The sequence below is a fragment of the Cryobacterium sp. 10C3 genome, from assembly GCF_034314285.1.
GTDB classification, from domain to species: Bacteria; Actinomycetota; Actinomycetes; order Actinomycetales; family Microbacteriaceae; genus Cryobacterium; species Cryobacterium glucosi.
Genome location: NZ_JAVIWF010000002.1, coordinates 2125098 through 2144753, shown reverse-complemented (window position 1 = coordinate 2144753; position 19656 = coordinate 2125098). Strand labels below are relative to the sequence as shown.

The 19656-nt window shown below is 65.5% G+C and carries 16 protein-coding genes, 2 tRNA genes and 2 pseudogenes; 17 read left to right on the top strand and 3 right to left on the bottom strand.

All coding sequences use genetic code 11. From position 1 onward, the window contains the following. Positions 1-4 precede the first annotated feature (4 nt). Both RGU41_RS11090 and RGU41_RS11085 read left to right on the top strand, forming a co-directional pair. A pseudogene (locus RGU41_RS11090) lies at positions 5-1539 on the top strand (NAD(P)/FAD-dependent oxidoreductase). Between the two features lie 82 nt (positions 1540-1621). Next, a tRNA-Leu gene (locus RGU41_RS11085) sits at positions 1622-1697 on the top strand. A gap of 100 nt (positions 1698-1797) precedes the next feature. Here the strand turns inward: RGU41_RS11085 and RGU41_RS11080 are convergent. Further along, positions 1798-2241 (bottom strand): Lrp/AsnC family transcriptional regulator, encoded by a 444-nt coding sequence (locus RGU41_RS11080; RefSeq protein WP_134558260.1) that lies wholly within the window; start codon positions 2239-2241, stop codon positions 1798-1800. Positions 2242-2460: 219 nt separating this feature from the next. Here RGU41_RS11080 and ctlX point away from each other — a divergent pair, with 219 nt between their 5' ends. After that, complete coding sequence (gene ctlX / locus RGU41_RS11075; RefSeq protein ID WP_198413729.1) at positions 2461-3441, top strand: citrulline utilization hydrolase CtlX; 981 nt, start codon at positions 2461-2463, stop codon at positions 3439-3441. Positions 3442-3622: 181 nt separating this feature from the next. Next, positions 3623-3697: transfer RNA gene (locus tag RGU41_RS11070), tRNA-Ser, on the top strand. 1 nt (position 3698) lies between these two features. Here RGU41_RS11070 and RGU41_RS11065 read toward each other — a convergent pair. Continuing rightward, a complete protein-coding gene (locus RGU41_RS11065) occupies positions 3699-6266 on the bottom strand; it encodes a glycoside hydrolase family 2 protein (RefSeq protein WP_322136226.1) in 2568 nt (855 codons plus the stop codon). 235 nt (positions 6267-6501) lie between these two features. Between RGU41_RS11065 and RGU41_RS11060 the strand changes: the two genes are divergently transcribed. The 8 genes and pseudogenes from RGU41_RS11060 (at position 6502) to RGU41_RS11030 (ending at position 13486) form a co-directional block, all read left to right on the top strand. Continuing rightward, a complete protein-coding gene (locus tag RGU41_RS11060) occupies positions 6502-6936 on the top strand; it encodes a VOC family protein (protein WP_134448278.1) in 435 nt (144 codons plus the stop codon). Positions 6937-6941: 5 nt separating this feature from the next. Further along, entirely contained in the window at positions 6942-7583 is a 642-nt protein-coding gene (locus tag RGU41_RS11055; protein ID WP_134448280.1) for a winged helix-turn-helix transcriptional regulator, read from the top strand. 82 nt (positions 7584-7665) lie between these two features. Beyond that, entirely contained in the window at positions 7666-8022 is a 357-nt protein-coding gene (locus tag RGU41_RS11050) for a VOC family protein (protein ID WP_134448281.1), read from the top strand. A gap of 57 nt (positions 8023-8079) precedes the next feature. Beyond that, positions 8080-8916: a PRD domain-containing protein gene (locus RGU41_RS11045; protein WP_322136225.1), complete on the top strand. Its 837-nt coding sequence runs from the start codon at positions 8080-8082 to the stop codon at positions 8914-8916. Positions 8917-9168: 252 nt separating this feature from the next. Beyond that, on the top strand, positions 9169-11028 hold the full coding sequence (locus tag RGU41_RS11040) for a beta-glucoside-specific PTS transporter subunit IIABC (RefSeq protein ID WP_322136224.1): 1860 nt from the start codon (positions 9169-9171) through the stop codon (positions 11026-11028). Between the two features lie 97 nt (positions 11029-11125). Next, positions 11126-12553, top strand: coding sequence for a glycoside hydrolase family 1 protein (locus RGU41_RS11035; protein ID WP_134562015.1), 1428 nt, complete (start codon positions 11126-11128; stop codon positions 12551-12553). 29 nt (positions 12554-12582) lie between these two features. Then, positions 12583-12963 (top strand): annotated as a pseudogene (locus RGU41_RS20895) (HAD hydrolase family protein); the annotation flags it as partial. A 292-nt stretch (positions 12964-13255) separates the two neighbouring features. After that, on the top strand, positions 13256-13486 hold the full coding sequence (locus RGU41_RS11030) for an HAD family hydrolase (RefSeq protein WP_322136223.1): 231 nt from the start codon (positions 13256-13258) through the stop codon (positions 13484-13486). 53 nt (positions 13487-13539) lie between these two features. Here the strand turns inward: RGU41_RS11030 and RGU41_RS11025 are convergent, their stop codons facing one another. After that, complete coding sequence (locus RGU41_RS11025) at positions 13540-14553, bottom strand: LacI family DNA-binding transcriptional regulator (RefSeq protein ID WP_134448289.1); 1014 nt, start codon at positions 14551-14553, stop codon at positions 13540-13542. A 243-nt stretch (positions 14554-14796) separates the two neighbouring features. Between RGU41_RS11025 and RGU41_RS11020 the strand changes: the two genes are divergently transcribed. From RGU41_RS11020 to RGU41_RS11000, 5 genes are all read left to right on the top strand, one after another. Continuing rightward, a complete protein-coding gene (locus tag RGU41_RS11020) occupies positions 14797-15759 on the top strand; it encodes a sugar ABC transporter substrate-binding protein (protein WP_322136222.1) in 963 nt (320 codons plus the stop codon). Next, positions 15756-16043 (top strand): hypothetical protein, encoded by a 288-nt coding sequence (locus RGU41_RS11015; RefSeq protein ID WP_322136221.1) that lies wholly within the window; start codon positions 15756-15758, stop codon positions 16041-16043. Before RGU41_RS11020 ends, RGU41_RS11015 begins: the two co-directional genes overlap by 4 nt. Positions 16044-16315: 272 nt before the next feature. Beyond that, positions 16316-17065: a sugar ABC transporter permease gene (locus tag RGU41_RS11010; protein ID WP_322136220.1), complete on the top strand. Its 750-nt coding sequence runs from the start codon at positions 16316-16318 to the stop codon at positions 17063-17065. Beyond that, entirely contained in the window at positions 17065-17883 is an 819-nt protein-coding gene (locus RGU41_RS11005) for a carbohydrate ABC transporter permease (RefSeq protein ID WP_322136219.1), read from the top strand. The genes RGU41_RS11010 and RGU41_RS11005 overlap by 1 nt, the downstream gene beginning before the upstream one ends. 75 nt (positions 17884-17958) lie before the next feature. After that, positions 17959-19647: an amylo-alpha-1,6-glucosidase gene (locus RGU41_RS11000; RefSeq protein WP_322136218.1), complete on the top strand. Its 1689-nt coding sequence runs from the start codon at positions 17959-17961 to the stop codon at positions 19645-19647. The last annotated feature ends 9 nt before the right edge of the window (positions 19648-19656 follow it).

The following is a 19656-nucleotide window of genomic DNA, read 5'->3' as shown; positions in this document are numbered from 1 at the left end:
TATCGTGCCAAAAATTCTCATTGTCGGTGGCGGCTACGCGGGCTTCTACACCGCCTGGAAGCTTGAGAAGTGGCTGCGAAAAGGCGAGGCCGAGGTCACCATGGTCGACCCCCTCCCGTACATGACCTACCAGCCCTTCCTCCCCGAGGTTGCCGCCGGCTCGATCGAAGCCCGCCACGCCGTGGTCGCGCACCGTCGCCACCTCTCGAAGACGAACGTCGTCACCGCGAAGGTCACCCACATCGACCACGCGTCGAAGACCGCGACGATCACCCCGCCGGTCGGCGAGCCGTATGAGTTCAACTACGACATCGTCGTCGTCACCGCAGGAGCCGTCTCGCGCACCTTCCCGATCCCCGGGGTCGCCGACCAGGCGCTCGGACTCAAGACCATCGAGGAAGCCGTCGCCATCCGCGACACCGTGCTCACCAACTTCGACAAGGCCTCCCTGCTCCCCGCCGGACCCGAGCGCGACCGCCTGCTCACCTTCGTCGTCATCGGCGGCGGCTTCGGCGGTCATGCGAGGTCTTCGCCGAACTGCGCTCGTTCGCGACCTCGCTGCTCAAGTCCTACCCGCAGATCGGGTTCGACGACATCCAGTTCCACCTCGTCGAGGCGATGGGCCGGATCATGCCAGAGGTGTCCGTGCCGACGAGCCTCTGGGTCATCGACAACCTCGACAAGCGCGGTGCGAAGATCCACCTCAACACCCAGCTGACGAGCGCCGTCGACGGTGTCGTCGAGCTCTCCACCGGCGAGAAGTTCGAGACCGACCTGATCGTCTGGACTGCTGGCGTGATGGCGAACCCCGGCATCGTGCGTCACACCGACCTCCCCATCGAGGAGCGCGGCCGCCTGCAGGTGCGCCCCGACCTCCGCGTCGGCACCGCAGACGAGATCATCGAAGACGCCTGGGGCGCCGGCGACATCACCGCCGTCCCCGACCTCAGTGGCGGGGGAGTGGGCGGCTTCTGCGTTCCCAACGCCCAGCACGCCGTGCGTCAGGGCAAGCTCATGGCCAAGAACATCGTCGCCATCCTCCGCGGCGAGGGCCCCAAGGACTACATCCACAAGAACCTGGGCGCCGTCGCCGGTCTCGGTGTCGGACAGGGTGTCTTCCAGTCCGGCAAACTGGCCATCAAGGGCCCGCTGGCCTGGATCGCGCACCGCGGCTACCACGGCCTCGCCATGCCGAGCTGGGAGCGCAAGCTGCGCGTCGTCTGGGGCTGGGCGAACAACTTCTTCCTCGGTCGCGACATCGTGTCCCTCGCCGCCGTCGAGACCCCGCGCGCCGTGTTCGTCGAGTTCGCCTCCCGCCCGAAGCCCGCCGCGGGTGCCGCGGCGCCGGCGAAGGCCGCATCCGCTGCGGTCACGCCCCCGGCACCGGTCACCGTGCCGGCAGCGGCTGCCGCGGCAGCCCCCGCCGCCAAGGTCACGGCGCCCCGCGCGCCGCGCAAGACGCCGGTCAAGGCTCCCGCCGCCGCACCGGCGATCGTGGCAGCGGATGCCGCGACCGAGGCGACCACGCCCGTCAAGTAAGCGGCTGCTCCGGCAGCACCTACGCTTGAAGCGTCGGAGTCTGTTCGGACTGAGTTCGCTCAGCCCGGATGTACTCGGACGCGCCCCCGTAGCCCAATGGCAGAGGCAGACGACTTAAAATCGTCACAGTCTGGGTTCGAGTCCCAGCGGGGGCACCATCATCCGGCACCGAACTTCCGACTGAGGCCGGACTCGGCGGACTCTCCCAGGCCGACACGCTTCTCTCCACCGACGATGACGTCGAAGGCGATCGGCGGGTCAGGCGCCGACGGCACGCTCGGAGACGGAGCTGAGCAGGAGACTGGTCTCGCTGTTGAGGACACCGGGGATGGAACGGATTCGTCCAAGGAGCCGGTCGAACTCGCCCAGGTCAGCGGTGCGCAACTCGGCGACGAGGTCCCAGGCCCCGTTGGTCGTGTGCAGCGAACTGACCTCCGGATAGCCGCGCAGGGCCCGGATGACGTCACTCGTCGCCCGACCCTCTACCTCGATGAACGAGATGGCCTGCACCACGCCCGGATCCTGGTCCTCACGCACCCGGATGGAGAACCCCACGACAGTGCCCGACTGCACAAGACGGGCCAATCGATTGTCGACGGTGGAGCGGGTCACGCCGAGCTCACGAGCGAGTGCAGCGACTGGTTCTCGCCCGTTCACCCGGAGCAGACTGATCAGCCTGTGGTCGAGGTCATCCAGGGGCATACGCATAGAGTACGGCTCGGGTATGCAAAGTGTGCGATTCCTCATCGTAATTAGTGGGAAAATCCACTATCGATGAGGTATTCGCGCACCGTAGCGTTGGAATCCTGATCGAAGGAGGCGCCGAGTGGTGCAGTGCGCAGAAATGACCAACAGCTCCCGGAGCCGCGTGTCCGGGAGTCTACCCATTCCAGCCCACGTCTTCACCAGGGTCTGACCGTCGTGTCGGTTCAGTCACCGGGCACGGTCGTCCTCATCCGTCCGCACCGGTTCACGCCCAACTCTCAAACCGCCGATGACAACACGTTCCAGCCGCTCGTCGACCTGTCGAACCTGAACGAACATCACCACACGGCCCACGGCGAAGTGACCGTCGTGGCCGAGACCCTGCGCGCCAATGGAATCACCGTGCACCTCTTCGAGGACGAGCACGAGGGCCGTCCCGACAGCGTCTTCCCCAACAACTGGTTTTCCACCCACGCCGGCGGCCATATCGCCGTCTATCCGATGCGCACGCCCAACCGCCGCACGGAACGTCGCCAGGACATCCTGGAACTGCTCAAACAGAACTATCGCGTGCAGGACGTGATCGACTACTCCGGCCTCGAATTCGACGGGATCTACCTCGAAGGCACCGGTGCGATGGTACTCGACCACGTCAGCAGAGTCGCCTATGTGGCCAGGTCACAGCGTGCGGATCCTGTCGCCCTCGAACGCTTCTGCACCAACTTCGGCTACGAACCGTTGGTTTTCGACGCCGTCGATGATTCGGGTATCCCGATTTACCACACCAACGTGATGATGTGTGTGGGGACCCGGTTCGCATTGATCGGGCTTGAGCTCATGACTTCGCGCGATCGTCGTGACGAGGTCGTTGAGCGTCTGACGTCTTCGGGCCGCACCGTCATCGAATTGTCGTCCGCCCAGATCAAGGAATTCTGCGGTAACGCCATCGAACTCGAGGGAGACCGGGGCAGGATCCTCGCGCTGTCCCGTCGGGCGTTCACGGCGTTGACGGAACGCCAGCGGGAAACACTCGAGGAGTCCTGCCGTCTTGTGCCCGTGGACGTGCCGACGATAGAACTGGCCGGCGGTTCCATCCGGTGTATGCTCGCCGGAATCCACCTGGATCGACGACGTCACCAGGACAGGTGGCCAACGTCTGCCCCAGCTCCGTTCAGTGCGCTGGGCGCGCGGCAGTAGGGGTGCTTGTCCTGCTCCGGAACGACCGCGGATGCCCGGTTCCGACGACTGCTTCGGGCTGGCCCTGGCCAGTCTTGGGTCCCGGCCACGCCCGCCTGGTAAGCGGCTGCTCCGGCGGTACCTGCGCTTGAAGCGTCGGAGTCTGTTCGGACTGAGTTCGCTCAGCGCGGATGCACTCGGACGCGCCCCGTAGCCCAATCGCAGAGGCAGACGACTTGAAATCGTCACAGTGTGGGTTCGAGTCCCAGCGGCGGGACTCATCCTCGTCGGCGGGATCTCGGCCGCACAAGCTGGTTCGCGCTGCGCAGCACCGTCGGTGCCGTCAGGGTCGCACGGTCCAGCTCGACAGTGGAGCGGATGCTGAACACCGCACTTTCGCCCGGGAGCAGCGTGATCAGCATGTCGTCGACTCGGGCGGACTGGTCTACCCTGTCCACCAGGACGGAAAGATCGCGGGTGAGCGTTGCGGCCGTCACCGTGAGCAGGTAGCCGTTCGCGACCCGTTCGAGTGACGAGGACAGGGACGGGGCACCGAGCCGGGTGTCGCGGGGCTCGGCGAAGAACCAATGGCCACGCACCCTGCTGAGCTCGGCCCGGAGGAGTTCCGCTGCCGCATCCGTTGTCGCGGAGACGGATGCGGGCAGCGGCACGGTCACCGTGGACCGCGCGGGCAGGGTGACCTGTTCCGCGTGTTCGGCCAACACGATTCCCGCGTCTGTGAGGCGTCGGACGATGAGCTCGCCCGACCACGGTGAAGCCTCGTCGTTGACGACGACCGCCGCCAGGGTTCCTCCGGCGCGCGGTTGAATGGTCACGAGTCTGTCGGCGTACGCGTGGCGGATCGCGTAGAGCAGCGGTTTGGGTCGCCCATAGCCGTCGACGGCCGCCCAGGACGTGACCGGCCAGCAGTCGTTGAGTTGCCAGACGATGCTGCCCATGCAGTGCGGTTGCAGGGAACGGAAGTGTTCGATGGCGGTGCCGATGGCGTTGGCCTGGTTGAGCGACATCGCCCAGTGCCAGTCGTCGATGTCGTCGGGCAACGGGTAGTGGGCGAGCAGGCCGTCGGTGAGCTTCACGTTGCCCTCCATCGCCTTCTGGTGCACCAGCATGCCGGGGGACTCGGGAGTGAGCGGGGAGTCGCTGATCGATGCGCGCATGGTCGACCAGGTCGGTGGGCCCTGCCAGCCGAATTCCGCTACGAAGCGGGGCGTGTACTCACGGTAGGCGGGGTAGTCGCGCTGGTTCCACAGGTCCCAGATGTGCATCGTGCCGTTGTTCGAATCGTTCGGCGTGAGTGTTCCGTCACGGCCGAGACCGTCGGTGCCGCCCGGGGTGAACGGGCTTCCCGGCGTGTATCCGATGTGCGGCGCCAGTTCGGCCACGATGCGCGGGAAGAGCTCGTAGTAGTAGCCCGCGCCCCAGGTCTTGCCATCCAGTCTCGTCTTCCAGTTCCACTCCTCGTGGCCCCAGAGGTTCTCGTTGTTGCCGTTGAGCACGATCAGCGATGGGTGCGACGCCAGCCTGGCCACGTTGTCGCGGGCCTCCGCTTCGATCTCGCCGAACAGGGGCGCCTCTTCGGAGTAGGCGGCGCAGGCGAGAAGGAAGTCCTGCCACGTGAGCATGCCGCGTTCGTCGCAGAGCTCGAAGAAGTCGTCGGCCTCGAAGATGCCGCCGCCCCAGACCCGGAGCAGGTTGATGTTGGCGAATTCGGCCTGCTCGATGCGGTCCCGGTACCGGTCCCGGTCGACCCGGTGCGGAAAGGAGTCGTCGGGGATCCAGTTGGCCCCGCGAACGAAGACCGGCTGCCCGTTGACGGCGATCGTGAACGGTGTCCCTGTGGCATCCGGCTCGGTGTCGAACGACACGGTCCGGAAGCCCACGCGCCGGTGTGCCGAATCGAGTTCGAGTGCTTCGGCGTCGTCCGCGCCCGAACCGTGCAACGTCACGTCGACGTCATAGAGCGGCTGCTCGCCGTAGCCCCGCGGCCACCACCGCGACACCTCGGCAACATGCAGCGTCACGACCGCGCTCGTCTGGCCCGCGTTCAGAGTGGCCGAGCCGGTCACGCCTCCGACGGATGCCGTCACGATGAGATCTGCGTCGCTCGCCCGGGCGACCTCGACGTGCACGGCGACCGTGCCCGAGTGCCGGGCCGTCCCGTCTGCCCGGACAAGGGTGTCCACGGTGGCGATCGGGCGCACGGACTCGATCCGCGCCGTCGCCCAGCATTCGAGGGCGACCGGGCGCCAGATGCCCGATGTGCTCGTGTCGATGCCCCAGTCCCAGCCGAAGCTGCAGGCCATCTTGCGGATCGCGTTGTACGGGTGGTGGTTCACGTGCGGGCGATAGCCGAGTTCGAGGCTGGCGGCATCCGCGGCCCGGATCGGAGAGGAGAACGTGACGGCGAGCTCGTTCAGGCCGGCGCGCAGATGGGTGCGCAGGTCGAATCGGTAACGGCGGTGCATATTCCTGGTCACGCCGATCCGGTGGCCGTTGAGTTCAACCGTCGCGATCGTGTCGAGACCGTCGAAGACGATCTCGCTCTGGGTGCTGCTGTTCGGCTGCCAGACAAAGGTCGTCGTGTATCGCCAGTCGGTGAGTCCGATCCAGCCGAGCAACTGCTCATTGCCGTCGAGGTACGGGTCGGGGATGAGGCCCGCGGCGAGGAGGTCGGTGTGCACCGACCCGGGAACGCTTGCCGGAATTGTGTGCTGGCGCACGGCCCGGGGGACAGGGCCGTCGAGCGCGGTGACGGTCCAGTCGGCGAGGAGGCGTCGGATCGGGTGACTCGTGGGCACGACGGCCTGGATGGTGGTGTCAGTCATGATGTGGCGGCAGCGACTCGACGACGCCCGGATGGGTGAAATCAGGAATCTGAAATCCGGGCGAGATCGTCATATCGCCTACGTTACGACACGACGCCGCCACCCCGGTAGACCGGGGTGCGCTGGGGCGGGCTGAGCGCTCGCGTCCGGAAGGGCACGACAGAGGTCTTGACAGCACACTTGTTTTTTGCAAGTATGACGTCAGTCCACATGGGAACCTCTACAAGGAGACACGATGACCGCGATGTTCGTCAACCTGCCGGTGACCGACCTGGAGCGCGCAAAGGCGTTCTACACGGCGCTCGGATTCACCATCAACCCGGCCTTCTCGGACCACAACGCGGCCTGCGTCGTCGTCGAAGAAGACCACAGCTACTTTATGATCCTTGTCCGCGAGTACTTTCAGACCTTCACCGACCTTCCGATCGGAGATCCGGCCGTGAACCCCTCCGTGTCGACCGCGATCTTCCTGGACAGTCGCGAGGCGGTCGACAAGGCCGTCACCGACGGCGTCGCCGCTGGAGGCTCTGAGCCCAAACCGGCCTCGGACTACGGCTTCATGTACCAGCGCCAGCTGAACGACCCCGACGGCAACTTCCTCGAGTTCGGCTGGATGGACCCGGTAGCAGCCGCTCAGGGCCCCGAAGCCTTCGCGAATCAGCAGGACTGAGGTCGATGGCCGCACGCGACTATGGTCAATACGGTGGCGTCACGCGAGGCCTGGAGCTTGTGGGAGAGCGCTGGGCCCTGCTCATCGTCCGCGACCTGCTCGTCGGGCCGCGGCGCTACGGCGAACTCGCCGGGGGACTCGCTCGGATCCCGAGCAACATCCTGGCCGCACGGCTGAAGGAGCTGCAGGCGGCGGGCATCATCCGACGGGTGCCTCATTCGCGCGTCATCGTCTACGAGCTGACGCCGTACGGCCGCGAGCTCGAGCCCGTGGTGCTCGCACTCGGGGCGTGGGGATTCAAATCCCTGGGCGATCCGCGGGAGGAGCAGGTCATCACCCCTGACGCCATGACGATGGACCTCCGGACCGCGTTTCGGCCGCAGGTCGCGGAGCAGCTCCCGGCGACCGCGTACGCGGCGCGGTTCGGTCATGCCGAGCTTCTGATCCGGGTGGACGGCTCCACCCTCGATGTGACGCGCGGGGACGGGCCCGTCGACCTCGCCTTCGCCGCTGGTCCGGGCATCCGCCGGCTCATTTCCGGTGAGCTCGGCCCGGAGCGCGCGATCGAGACCGGGGTCGTCGAGGTGCTGCGTGGTCGCCGTGCCCTCCTCGGTCGCTTCGCGAGCACGTTTCACCTGGCCGCCTGAGCCGAGCGCGGTACCGCTACGGCTGCACCCGGAATGCCCTGCGTCTGGACCTGGGGTCGCGGCCCGGCGTAGTGTGTCCGGCATGTCGCTGTTCTGGGAAGAAGTCGTCGTCGATTGTCGCGACCCGAAGGGGCTCGGGCGATGGTGGCAGGAGGCTCTCGGCTGGATCGTGGTCGGCGAGAGCGACGACGAGCTCGAACTCGCCGCGGCCGAGGGTGCGCACCCGACCCTGCTGTTCGGCGCTGTCCCCGAGGGAAAGACCGTGAAGAACCGGCTCCACCTCGACTTCGTCCCCGACGACCAGGCCGCCGAGGTCGGGCGCCTGCTCGGCCTCGGGGCGACCCGTGCCGATGTGGGCCAGCGAGACGTCCCCTGGGTAGTCCTGGCGGACCCGGAGGGCAATGAATTCTGCGTGCTCTCGGCCCGCACGGTTGGTTAGCGCCCGTGTCCGTCGAGCAGGGCGGCCGCGAAAAGGCGAGCGCCCTAAACTAGCGTTATGGCGAGGCAAGACGGGGCAGCACGCACACCGGACAAGGTGGTGCACAAGGTGCTCAACAACAACGTCGTCATCTCGATCGACGAGTCCGGTCAGGAACGCGTGCTGATGGGACGCGGGCTGGGATTCCAACTGCTTCCCAGCGACACGATCGATCCCGCCAAGGTCGAGAAGACCTTCGTCCTCGATCAGGGCAGTGAAGCCGACCATGCCCGCCAACTCCTCGCGTCCGTGCCGTACCCGGTCATCGAAGCGGTCACGCGGGCGGTCGACGAGGCGGAACGGACCCTGGGCCGAAGCCTCGGTCGCCGATTGCCGCTCGCCATCATCGACCACATCCAATTCGTGCTCGAACGGATGCAGAAAGGCATCCGCATCCCGACGACGTCGATGCCCGAATTACGCGTCCTGCATCCGCAGGAGTTCGACGCCGCGACGGCAATGGCCCGATCGGTCAGCGCCAGCCTGGACACCGCCCTCCCGGACGAGGAAGCGGTGTTCCTCACCATGCATCTCCTCAACGCGACCAGGGACGAGCCCAATGGAACCGCGGCACTGCTCTTCCGTCGGGTGCAGCACGTGGTGACGACGGTCGAGGGCGGCCTCGGCGTGCACCTGGACACGGCGAGCCCGGACTACGCGCGGTTCATCCTGCACATCCAATTCCTCCTGCAGCGGCTGGTGGCGAAGTCGATGTTGCGCGGCTCGGACACGTCCTTCTTCGAATTCGCCAAACACAGCTACCCCCGCTCCTACGCCATCGCCGCCGACGTCAAGTCGTACGTCAGTGCCGCCACCGGCATCGCGACCTCACCGACGAAGAGCTCCTGTACGTGATCGTGCACGTCGAGCGACTGGCGAACCAGATGGTGGATGGCGCCGCCACCTGATCGTGTGCTACGTTGAGACCGCAGGGCGACGACGCTCTGTGGAAGCATTTTCGGATTGTTACCGCATCAGCGGGCAAAACCTGAACTCGCATCGCCAGTACGGCGATGAATGAGTTCAGGTCTTTTTTGCCCAAAACACCGATTGATCGCTTCCTGAGCATGGAAGTCGCGATGTCGCGGCGGAAGGTGAATGAGACCGATGGACTACTCCAAGACCGCAGCTGCGGTCCTCAAGGGTGTGGGCGGCGAAGAAAACGTCCAGTCGCTCGTGCATTGCGCGACGCGGCTGAGATTCGTCATCAAGGACGACGCGAAGGTCGACAAGGCGGCGGTCAAGGCCACACCCGGCGTCATCGCGACGGCCGAGGCCGGCGGTCAGTACCAGGTCGTCATCGGCAATGAGGTACCCGAGGTCTTCGCCGAGATCACGAAGATCTCGAAGCTCGGCGGCGCCTCCTCCTCCGGCGGCCAGGCCGCCCAGGACGGCCCGAAGGGCAACCTCGTCAACCGCTTCATCGCGATGATCTCGGCGATCTTCACCCCGCTGGTGTGGGCGCTCGCGGGCACCGGCCTCCTGAAGGCCTTCCTGGCGGCAGCGGTCACGTTCGCCTGGATCGACAACACGACGACGACGTACACGATCCTGAACGCACTCTCGGATGCCTTCATCAACTTCCTGCCGCTGGCGCTCGCGATCACCGCGGCGAAGTACTTCAACGCGAGCCAGTTCACGTCGCTCGCCATCGCCGGTTCCTTCGTGTACCCCTCGATCGTCGCGCTCAACGGCGCGCCGGACATCACCTTCTTCGGCATCCCGGTGACGATGGTCAGCTACGTCTCGAGCGTCATCCCGATCATCGTCATCGTGTGGTTGCAGAGTCACGGAGAGCGGTTCCTGTACGCCGCACTGCCGGCCGCGATCCGCCGATTCGTGACACCCATGATCATGGTGATCATCCTGGTACCGCTCACCTTCCTGGTGATCGGCCCGCTCTCCAACCTGATCAGCACGGGACTGGCCGGCGGTATCGGCTGGGTCTTCACGGTCGTGCCCTGGCTCGGTGGAGCCATCATGGGCGGCCTCTGGCAGGTCTTCGTCATCTTCGGCCTGCACTGGGGCTTCGTCCCGCTGATGACCGCCGAACTGCAGAGCACCGGGTTGATCTACATCACCGCGCCGCTCTTCGCCGCGGTGCTGGCACAGGCTGCGGCCGTCGCCGGGGTCTGGGTGCGCACCCGCAACTCGAACCTGAAGTCGCTCGCTGCCCCGGCCACCGTGTCGGGCTTCCTCGCCGGTATCACGGAGCCGGCCATCTACGGCGTGAACCTGCCGCTCAAGCGGCCGTTCGTCTTCGGAGTCGTCGGTGGTGTCCTCGGTGGAGCCCTGATCTCGGCCGGCGGCGTCGCCGCGAACGCCTTCGTGCTGCCCTCGCTGCTGGCGCTGCCAGCCCTGTTCGGTACCGGAAACACCGTGATGCTGATTCTGGGCCTTCTCGTCGCCATCATCGTGCCGTTCGGCCTGACCGTGATCCTCGGATTCAAGGATCCGGCCAACGAGGCCGCCGCAGTCGTGGACGGCACCGACCTCGAGGTGCTGAGCCCGCTCGACGGCACCGCCGTTGCACTGAGCGAGGTTCCCGACGCCGTCTTCGCCGGCGGCGACCTCGGCAAGGGTGTTGCGATCATTCCCCGTGTCGGCGCCGTCTACGCCCCGTTCGACGCTCTCGTCGTAGCCGCATTCCCGACCGGGCATGCCATCGGGCTGCAGCACGCGGATGGAGCGGACGTGTTGATCCACGTCGGCATCGACACGGTCAAGCTCGGTGGCAAGTACTTCTCCCTGAAGGTGGAGAAGGGCCAGCAGGTCAAGGCCGGCGATCTCCTTCTCGAGTTCGACATCAACGCGATCACGGCAGCCGGATACGACATCACGACGCCGGTCATCATCACGAACCCGAAGAAGTATCCGGCCATCGGCTCACCAGCCTCGGGCCCGGTAGCGCACGGAGACCCCCTCTTCCTGGCGATCGCCGAGGAAGAACTGGCCACCGCGAAGTAAGCGAGGGCGGTTTGTACGTCCCGGTGGAGGAGCGGCTCGGCTGCTCCTCCACCGGCCATCTGCGTAATACGTAGTCAGTAGTAAAAGGAGTACACGAATGACCGATTCAACACCCGTCACATTCCCGCAGGGCTTTCTCTGGGGCGGTGCGACCGCCGCGAACCAGATCGAGGGTGCATACAACGAGGGCGGCAAAGGCCTGTCCATCCAGGACGTCATGCCGCAGGGAATCACGACGCCGCGCACCGCGGGCCCCACGGACGACAACCTCAAGCAGGTGGCCATCGACTTCTACCACCGCTATGCCGAGGACATCGCCCTGTTTGCCGACATGGGCTTCCGGACCTTCCGCTTCTCGATCGCCTGGAGCAGGATCTTCCCGCTCGGCGACGAGGCGGAGCCCAATGAGGAGGGCCTCGCGTTCTACGACCGCGTCATCGACGAGTGCGAGAAGCACGGCATCGAACCGTTGGTCACCATCTCGCACTACGAGACCCCGCTGCACCTGACGGAGACCTACGACGGTTGGGTCAACCGTGACCTGATCGGATTCTACGAGCGGTACGCGCGGGTGCTCTTCGCCCGATACGGCGCCCGGGTGAAGTACTGGCTCACCTTCAACGAGATCAACTCCGTGCTGCACGCCCCGCTGTTGTCTGGCGGCATCAACACACCGAAGGACCAGCTCACCCGGACCGACCTGTATCAGGCCGTGCACAACGAGCTGGTGGCGAGTGCGCTCGCGACCAAGGCCGCCCGCGAGCTCGCCCCGTCCGCCCTGATCGGCTGCATGATCCTCGCGATGCCGGTCTATCCGTTGTCGCCCGATCCCGACGACGTGATGGCCTCGCTCACCACCGAGCGCACCAACCTCGCCTTCGGCGACATCCACGTGCGCGGAGAATACCCGGGGTACTACCTGCGCAGCCTGCGCGACCAGGGCGTCGAACTGGTGATCACCGACGACGACCGGGCACTGCTCAAGGAGAACACCGTCGACTTCGTCTCCTTCAGCTACTACGTGAGCGTGGCGGAAACCGCCGACACATCGAATCGTGTCACGGGCGAAGGGAACATCTTCCCCGGGGTCGCCAACCCGACGCTGAAGGCATCCGAGTGGGGCTGGCAGATCGACCCGGTCGGCCTGCGCATCGTGCTGAACCAGTTCTGGGACCGCTGGCAGAAGCCGCTGTTCATCGTCGAGAACGGTCTCGGAGCGAAGGATGAGCTCGTCACGGTCGACGGCCGGAAGACCGTCATCGACGACTACCGCATCGAGTACTTCAACGATCACCTCGTGCAGGTCGGCGAGGCCGTCGCCGACGGCGTCGACGTGATGGGCTACACCTCCTGGGGGTGCATCGACCTCGTCAGCGCCAGCACGGCACAGATGAGCAAGCGGTACGGGTTCATCTACGTCGACCGCAACGATGACGGAACGGGCACCCTCGACCGTTTCAAGAAGAAGTCGTTCGACTGGTACGCCGAGGTCATCCGATCCAATGGTGCGAGCCTCACCCGATAGCGTAGAACCAAACGGGTTCGTCCCGTCGGCTGCCTCCTGGATGCACTGTCCCGGAGGCGGCCTCGTCTGGAGCAGATCATGATTTCCCCCGCATCGCTTTCCTCGACGTCGACGGCACCCTCATCGACTCCGGCGAGGCGATCGCACCATCGTCGATCGAGGCGGTGCGCAGCGCCCGGAAGAACGGTCACCTCGTGTACCTCAGCACGGGGCGGGCGTCGGTGGAGATCTACCCGGCGATCCGGGACATCGGCTTCGACGGGGCGATCAGCGCCGGCGGCGGGTTCGCCGAAGTCGGCGGCGACGTCGTGATCTCCCGCACGATGCCCGAACCGGCGGTGGCGCGAATGGTCGGGTTCTACGAGGCCGCGGGCTACGACTTCTACCTCCAGTCCTACGACAAGCTCTACCCGAGCCCCGGGGTGCGCTCGCGCTTCGCGACCTACCTCGAGGACGACAGGGAACGAAAGGGTGATCCCCGGCCCGACCTCGCCTCCGTCACCGGGGCCGAGGAACACCCGGTCCTGAAGGCTTTCGGGGACGTGCGGCCGCTGTCATTCACGGGCATCGCCAAGTCGGTCTTCCTGGCCGGTGACCTTCGGGCCTTCGATCGAGTCTCGAACGCGCTCGGCGACGATTTCCACGTCATCACCGGCACCATTCCCCACATGGGTCGCGGCAGCGGCGAGGTGACCCTGGGGGGTGAACAAGGGCAGCACGATCCTGAAGTTGCTCGACCTGCTCGGCCTCGACGCGGCATCGGCCATCGGCATCGGCGACAGCAGCAACGACATCGAAATGCTCCAGGTGTGCGGTGTCGGCATCGCGATGGGCAATGCCACCGACGAGGTCAAGTCCCACGCCGACGAGGTCACCACCGCCGTGCTCGACGACGGGGTCTGGAACGCCTTCCGCCGCCATGGCCTGATCTGAGCGGATGCCGGTACCGACAGGGCGCGGCGTCGCCGGTGTGCGAAACGACGGGGTCAGAGCCGCGTCGTGGATGCGCGCGGGATGAGGCGCACCGGGACACGGTGCACTCCCGGATGCGGCTGTCCCTTGATGGCGTCGATGAGTTCGCGTGCCACCGCCCGGCCCAGCTCCTGGAGATTCATGTCGATCGTGGTGATCGGCGGGCGTGAATGCACGCTGAACAGTTCCCAGTTGTCGTAGCCGACGACGGCGACGTCCTCGGGCACGCGGAGGTTCTCATCGCGCAATTGCTCGATGGCGCCCCGGGCGATCTGGTCGCTGGCGCAGAAGATCGCATCGAAGTGGTGCCCGGCCTCGATGAGGGCATGCACGCACTGGCGGCCCCAGTCCTCGCTCCAGTCGCCGTACAGGTTCTCACCGCCGACGAGCTGCAGGCCATGCCGCTTCATCGCCTGGGTGGCGCCGGTGAGCCGTTCGACGGCCGCCGAGAAGGTGGGATCGCCGCTGATCGCGACGATACCGCGTCGGCCCCGGGAGACGAGGTGGTCGATGGCGAGATCGGTGCCCTGGGAATTGTCCGTCGTGAATGAGGAGTCCTTCGGGTCCTGGCTGGCGGCGAACGCATAGGCGACCGGTACCGTCACCTGTTCCGTGATCGAAGGGCGGGACGTGTCACTGTCGCCCAGGACGATGATGCCGTCGACGCGTTTCGCCATGAGGGTGCGCAACTGGTGCGACTCCCGGATGGAGTCGTTCCGGGCATCCGTGAGGATGACCGACGTGGAGTCCGCACCGAAGGCGTCCTCGACGCCGAGAAGAATCGGAACGACGAACCGGTTGGCGAGGTCTGCGGTCAGGACGCCGATGGTACCCGTGATCGACGAATTGAGTGCGCGGGCGAACGGGTTGGGCGTGAAGGCGAGGCTCCGGGCCACCTCCTCGACGTGCTGCCGGGTTGCCTCGCGCACGACGGTCTTGCCGTTGAGAGCCTTGGACGCCGTCGCAATGGACACGCCGGCGGCACGCGCCACGTCGGCGAGGGTGACTGCGTCATTCGTCTTGCCCATGGTGTCCTTTCGCCTATGAAACCGATGTCGAGGCCGGGTCGTTGTTCGGCCGAGTCGCGTGAAACCCTACGAGAAAAGACTGTACCCCGCGTGCCCCGCAATTCACTGACAAAAGAGACAAATTCCGATTGACGTACCGGGAAGCTCAGTGCTAGCCTCGCCCTATTGAAACTAGTTTTATTTGTTTCACAATTCTGCTCTGATATTCCTGCCCTATTCCAATGAAGGAAAAACGTGATGACAATGAAGTTCGTACGTAGCACGATGGCAGTCGCCGGGGTCGCGACCCTCGCACTGGCCATGGCCGGATGCTCGGCTGCCGGTGGCAGCTCCAGCAGTGCCGGCAGCACCGAATACACAGTGTGGGATCCGTATCCCCAGCACGACGCCAGCTCCGACTGGGCCAAGCGCATCGATGCCTGCGGTGTCGACGCCGGCGTGACCATCAAACGCACGGCGTACGACTCCCAGTCGTTGACCAACCAGTCCCTGCTTGCCGCCCAGGAGGGCACCGCAGCCGACGTCATCCTCCTCGACAACCCGGCCGTGACGACCCTGGCAGACACTGGCGCCCTGAACGACATGGAGTCCATCGGGCTCGACACATCCGCGATCGACCCCAATCTCCTCGGGGCCGGTGTCCTCGACGGCAAGACGTACGGCATTCCCGTCGGCGCCAACACCCTCGCGCTCTATTACAACAAGGACGTCCTTGACGCGGCGGGCGTCAATCCTGCGACGGTCACGGACTGGGCCAGCCTCACCGCAGCCCTGCAGCAGGTCAAGACCGCCGGTCACAAGGGCATCACCTTCGCCGGCTTCGCGAGTGAAGAAGGAACCTTCCAGTTCCTGCCGTTCTTCTGGGGAGCCGGAGCCAACCTCAACAAGCTCGACTCGACCCAGGCGATTTCTGCGTTGACACTGTGGACCGACTGGGTCAGCCAGGGCCTCGCGCCGAACTCAGTCATCACGAATTCGCAGAACACCAACTGGGAGGAATTCCTCACCGGTGACTTCGGCTTCGCGGTGAACGGCACGTGGCAGGTCAACAGCGCAGCGAAGGCCAGCTTCAAGACCGGCTACATCACCATCCCGGCCGAGGCCGGGGAGCGGCTCCCGCACCGACCGGCGGCGAATTCATGGTCATCCCGACCCAGAAGGACACGGCGCGCTACGACGTGTCCAAGAAGATCGTCGAATGCATGAGCACCACCGCAGGCCAGGTCAAGACCGCCGACACGTTCGCGTACTACATCCCCGCGACCACGGCAGGCCAGGCCGCCCTGCTTGTCGAACACCCGGAACTCTCGGTGTGGGTCGACGCCGTGAAGGCAGCCAAGGGGCGCACCAGCGACAACCTCGGTGCCAACTACCCGAAGATCTCAGAGCAGGTCTATACCGCCATCCAGAACGCACTGAGCGGTGCGATGACGCCCACGGAAGCGCTGAAGGAAGCCCAGACTGCTGCCGCAGCAGCTATCGCCAAGTAGACCGAAGCCTCCCACCGAGAACACGAAGGGCATCCCACCATGACCACACTTCCTGCCCGCGTCGGGGCCGCACGCCCCGACGCGGGTGGGGCGGTCGGCACATCCGCTCCACTCCCCCGAAAAAAAGATCGAGGCGAACTTCTTTCGGCACCAGCCAGTGGGTTGCCCTGGCCTTCGTCGCCCCTCTCATCGCCTACCTCATCATCTTCTACGCGTTCCCGCTCTATCGGAACATCGAACTGAGCCTCCACGACTACACCCCGCGCGCCTTCGTGCAGGGCAATGCCGCGTTCGTCGGCATCGAAAACTATGTCGCCGTCTTCGGATCGAAAACGTTCGCCAAGGCGCTGACCAACACGGCGCTGTTCACCGTCGTCTCAATCGCGTTCCAGTTCGGCATCGGCCTCATCCTCGCCGTCTTCTTCCGGAACAACTTCCGACTCAACGGCGTCTTGCGAGGGTTGTTCCTGGTCCCGTGGCTGCTCCCGCTGATCGTGTCCGCGTCGACCTGGTCGTCCATGATGAACTCGGACAACGGGGTGATCAACTCGGCCCTCAGCGTGATCGGGGTCGCACCCGTGAACTGGCTGACCTCGCCCGATCTGGTGCTTGCCTCCGTGATCATCGCGAATATCTGGCTGGGGATCCCGTTCAACCTCGTCGTCCTCTACTCGGGTCTGCAAAACATTCCCGAAGACCTCTACGAGGCTGCCTCCCTCGATGGTGCGAACGCGTGGCAGAAATTCTGGCGGATCACCTTCCCGTTGCTGCGTCCGGTTTCGCTGATCACGATCCTGCTCGGGCTGATCTACACGCTGAAAGTCGTCGACATCATCTGGATCATGACGGCCGGCGGCCCGGGGGATTCCTCGACCACCTTCGCCACCTGGTCGTACCGGGAGGCCTTCGGAACGGGCAACCCCGACTTCAGCCCGGCTGCAGCCGTGGGCAACGTCCTGATCCTGATCGCCCTGATCTTCGGGTTCATCTATCTGCGCATTCAGAACAGGACGGAGAAATAATGTCTCATCGACGCTCCTGGTGGAACACCGCGATCGGACTCCTCCTCACCGCTGTCATGCTCTTTCCCGTGTACTGGATGATCAACGTCTCCTTCACGAAGACAAGCGATCTGCGCGATTCACCGCCCAACCTCTTCCCATTCTCACCGACGCTCGACGGCTACACCGCGGTGCTTTCGCAGCAATTGCCATACCTCGGCACGAGTCTGCTGATCGGCCTCGGCACGGTTGTCGTCACGCTCGTCATCTCCGCGCCTGCCGGCTACGCGCTCGCCAAATTGCGCTTGCGAGGTGCTGCCCCGCTCACGTTCATCCTGCTGGTCGCGCAGATGATCCCCGGAGTCGTGATGGCGATGGGGTTCTACGCCATCTACCTGAACAGCGGACTCCTCAATACCGTCGGTGGCCTGATCCTCGCTGATTCGACGATCGCCGTTCCGTTCGGTGTCCTCCTCTTCACTGCCTTCATGTCCGGTATCCCCAACGAACTCATCCAGGCGGCCACGGTCGATGGAGCAGGACCGTGGCGCACCTTCCGGTCGATCGTGCTGCCCGTGAGCCGGAACTCCGCGATCACGGTCTCCCTGTTCGCCTTCCTGTGGGCGTGGTCCGACTTCATCTTCGCGTCGACCCTCTCCCGGAGCGGGCAATTCCTGCCGATCACCCTGGGTATCTACAAGTACATCGGCAACAACACCTCGCAATGGAACGCGATCATGGCTACCGCAGTCGTCGCGTCGATACCGGCGGCCATCCTGCTCATCGTCGCCCAGCGCTACGTCGCCGCCGGCGTGACCGCCGGCGCAGTAAAGGACTGACTCATTCCAGGCCAGGGCATCACCGTCCCCACACCCAACCCGACCCCGTCGGGGCCTGACCTGCCGGCCTTCGATGTGCGTGACATTCCCTTCAGCGCGAGGGGAGCGTGGTTCGACATCTCGCCCGTCGTTGCGCTGCACACCGTGCATCAGGACCTGCATCTGGTCGCCCACCAGAACGGAATGCACGCGGTCTTCATTCTCGTGCCGCAGGTGGACGGCGTCCGGACGGAGACGACCGTCACGGCCTCGCCTGCACTCCTGTCGTGGACCGCGGCAGAAGGAAAGATCGATGCGGCCTTCGACGGGGTGGCCTGCCTGCGCATCCGCGGTCGCGGCGTCGACCTGACGATTGGCGATGCGTCGACGGGGCTGACTCCGTTCACGGGCTCCTACCTCTTGCGCGACCCGATGGACGGCGCCGCCGTCTTCACCTCCTACGAAACGGGTCGCCGCTACCGGGTCACGAGCCTGCGCGGCGAGCTCGACGTGCACGGCGCCGAGGCCCTCGGTGCGCATGTCCGTGACGTCGTCGTTTCCGGAGCCGACGGCTGGGAAGTGGCGATCGAGGAGTTCGAGTCCGCCCGGCCGAGCTATCGCCCGGCTCTCTCATTCGACCAGGTCGTCCTGTCGACCCGCCAGGACTTCGCGGGGTACCTGGACCGTGTGGCGGGCTGGAGCGACGCGCGCACGCCGACCGCCGCGCTCGCCGGCTACGTGATGTGGTCGGCGACGGTTCGCCCGCTCGGCTTCCTCGAGCACGAATCCATCCTGATGTCCAAGCACTGGATGGACAAGGTCTGGAGCTGGGACCACTGTTTCAACGCGCTGGCCCTGGCCCCCGGCGATCCCGGCGCTGCGCTCGGCCAGTTTCGGCTCATCTTCGACCACCAGGACTCCTCCGGCGCTCTACCCGACTCCGTGACGCACTCAGAAATCCTGTACAACTTCGTGAAGCCGCCGATTCACGGTTGGGCATTCGACAAGCTGCGCCAGCGGATGCCCGACGCCATTCCCGTGGACGTCCTCGCGGCCGTATACGACCAGTTGTCGGCCTGGACGGATTTCTGGCTCAACTCCCGGCGCATCGCCGGGCACGAGCTCGCGCACTACCAGCACGGCAATGACAGCGGTTGGGACAATTCCTCGACCTTCGACCGCGACCGCGTCATCGAGGCCCCCGACCTCGCCGCCTTCCTGATTCTGCAACTCGACACTCTCGCGCGGCTCGCGGACGAACTGGGCCGGGACGACGGAGCCAGCAGGCGCGGCCAGCGTGACTCCATGGCGACCGCCCTGCTGGCCGAGCTCTGGGACGGCGAGCACTTCGTGGCCCGCGCCCCGCTGAGCGGGCGCACGAGTTCCACGACGAGCCTCCTCAACCTGTTGACGATCGTCGCGGCGGATTTCCTGCCGGTGGAGGTGCGCGAGCGTGTGGCCGATTCCATCACGGGTCATCTCACCGATTGGGGACCGGCGACCGAGCTGCCCTCATCACCGCTGTACGAATCCGACGGCTATTGGCGGGGCCCGATCTGGGCGCCCTCCACCGTGATCGTCGAAGACGGGTTACGCAGGGCAGGCTTCGCGACACTCGCGGATACCGTCAGCGAGCGCTTTCGCCGCCTCTGCGAAAGGTCGGGGTTCGCTGAGAATTTTGACGCGCTGAGCGGCGACGGTCTCCGCGACCGTGCATACACCTGGACCGCGAGCTCCTACCTCCTGCTCGCGCACGAAGCGTTCATCCGAGCGTCCGACAACTGACCGAAAGAA